This is a genomic window from Haladaptatus sp., from assembly GCF_049589095.1.
In the GTDB taxonomy this organism is placed as follows: Archaea; Halobacteriota; Halobacteria; order Halobacteriales; family Haladaptataceae; genus Haladaptatus.
Window position 1 is genome coordinate 1 of sequence record NZ_JBAWAC010000100.1, and the last position, 2,172, is coordinate 2,172.

General features: G+C 61.2%; 2 protein-coding genes and 1 pseudogene. 2 read left to right on the forward strand and 1 reads right to left on the reverse strand.

Translation table 11 applies throughout. From position 1 onward, the window contains the following. On the forward strand, window positions 1-375 hold a 375-nt coding region (locus tag WBV42_RS03430; protein ID WP_423984795.1), incomplete at its 5' end, for a Gfo/Idh/MocA family oxidoreductase. Window positions 376-455: 80 nt separating this feature from the next. Here the strand turns inward: WBV42_RS03430 and WBV42_RS03435 are convergent. Next, a complete protein-coding gene (locus WBV42_RS03435) occupies window positions 456-1,832 on the reverse strand; it encodes a DUF362 domain-containing protein (RefSeq protein ID WP_423984796.1) in 1,377 nt (458 codons plus the stop codon). Between the two features lie 129 nt (window positions 1,833-1,961). On the opposite strand from WBV42_RS03435, the pseudogene WBV42_RS03440 reads away from it, so the two are divergent. Continuing rightward, a pseudogene (locus tag WBV42_RS03440) lies at window positions 1,962-2,172 on the forward strand (5-carboxymethyl-2-hydroxymuconate isomerase); the annotation flags it as partial.

Sequence of the window (2,172 nt, forward strand, 5' to 3'; positions counted from 1 at the left end):
CTCAACTCCTCGTGGACGGTGCGGGTCAACCGGGACGATTTACTCGAGATACAGGTCGACGGAACGGACGGAAGCGCCGTTGCGGGGTTGCGGGACTATAAGACACAGCACCACGCCAACACGCCCAAACCGGAGTGGAATCCCGATACACCGACCGAACACGACTTCTACGACGACTGGACGTCCGTTCCCAACAACCAAACGTTCGAGAACGCGTTCAAACGGCAGTGGGAGATGTTCATTCGACACGTCGTCGAGGACGAACCGTTCCCGTGGGACTTCCGTGCGGGTGTCAAGGGCGTCCAACTGACCGAAGCGAGCCATCAGTCCTGGAAGGAAGGTCGTCGGGTTTCCGTGGACGAACTGACTATCTAACGAACGCAGCGCAGCCGGTCGGTCACCGAACGTCCGAACGACGTCGCGAACGTCACCCACGGTCGCCGATGCGGTCCCCGCTATTTTTCGTCACGATCCGACGTGCCGTGGGCAGATGTTTCGTGTGGCGACGGTTCGGTGAACTCCCCCGATTTGAAGCGGATCGGGGCGGGTTCTTCGACGACTCGGAGGTCGTCCCGATCCCTCGCTTCCTCGACCAGCGCCGTCGAAGCGTAGAGCCGATGGAGACGCATCGTATCGGTTGCGCGGAGGACTCGGACGGTCGTCGGATCGACGACACCGATCGTCGAGAGTGCCGCGACGAGTCCGGCGCGATCGGTTTCGACGGCCGGCGGAAGGCGGACGCCGCGGGTGGTACTCGCGGTCAACGCGTTGATGAGCGTCGTCGGCATGTCGATCTCCGTGAGGAGGTTCTCGTGTATGAAATCGGCCGAACCGACACCCATGGCATTGCCGTGAGTCGTTTCCGTCGCCGACCGCGTGTATATTCGCTTGATATCGGGCGTCTCCGGTTCCGGTTCCTGGATTGCGAAGGGACGACGACCGATGACGTTCGTGTCCATTCCCTGTCCGCTGATGTCCTTTCCTTGCTGATCCAGGATCAGAACGTCGAGCTCCGGAAACGGAACCGTTGGCATGATGTCGTACGCCGTTTCGAGGAGTTCGGCTTCGCGGTCGAGGAAACCTTCCGGTGGAATTCCCTCGATCATGGCCGTATCGTCGTGCTGGTCTTCCAGGATCGCGACGCCTCCGACGACGGGGAGTTTCGCGAGTAACTGGGCAGTGATTTCGGGAATCATGTCCCGCAACGACCAGTTGACGGCCCAGTCGTGAGCGATTTTCGCACCGCGCTGTTTCCCCATTCCGATGACGAGCATCTTCGACAGGCCGCTTTCGACGTCCCCGCTGAAGTCCGTGTGCGGTTTGATCCGATTGATCGGGACGATGGCATCGGCGTTCGCCGCGTTGGCGTCGGCGACGACCGGGACGTCCCGCTCGTCGGTGCGACCGACCTCGATGACCTCCATGCTCGATCGGATCTCACAGCCGATTACGGACTCGGTCACGCCGAGTTCGGCCAGCATCTCGCGTTGACCCGCCCCGGTCGCGCCGCCGTGGCTCCCCATCGCCGGGAAAACGAACGGTTTGTATCCGCGATCCTTCGCTTCGGCGACGACGCCGGTGACGATGTCGGAAAGGTTCGCGATACCGCGACTCCCGACGCCGAGTGCGATCTCACTTCCGGCCGGCAGATCACCGATCGGAAGCGAAGCGAATACGCGTGAGGCGCGGGCGGCGATGTCTGCCTCCGGAATGGGATCGGTCTCCCATACCTGCTCTATGATTCCCATCTCCGGGAGCGGTGTCTCGCCGCACGCTTCGAGGATCGACTGTTCCGGGACGGCGAGTGAACCGCGTGTTCGATTCGAATCCATACCGTAACGCTAGGCCGGTCTTTTGATAAGTATAACCCACGCCAGCGAGCGACTCGAATCGGGAGGAATCACACCGAACGGTCGTATTCAGCTCAACATTTAAGTAGGAGAAAGGAAGATAGCCGATCGATGCAATTCGTTCGCTACAACGGCGGTTCAGGTCCCACCATGGGTATCAAGGAAGGGTCGAAGATTTACTCCGTCGCCGATCTCCCGGCGGGAGAGCCATCGTTCGAAGACCTCACCAATCGACGGTATCTCGATCGAGTACGGGACGGGGTTCGGAACGGGGCGCTCTCCCACAGGGACGAGGGTGACGTGGACCTGCTCGCACCGGTCC

What these genes read in the sequence shown, in the direction of transcription:
- WBV42_RS03435 (WP_423984796.1), bottom strand. Translation starts at nt 1,832, where the DNA reads ATGGATTCGAATCGAACACGCGGTTCACTCGCCGTCCCGGAACAGTCG.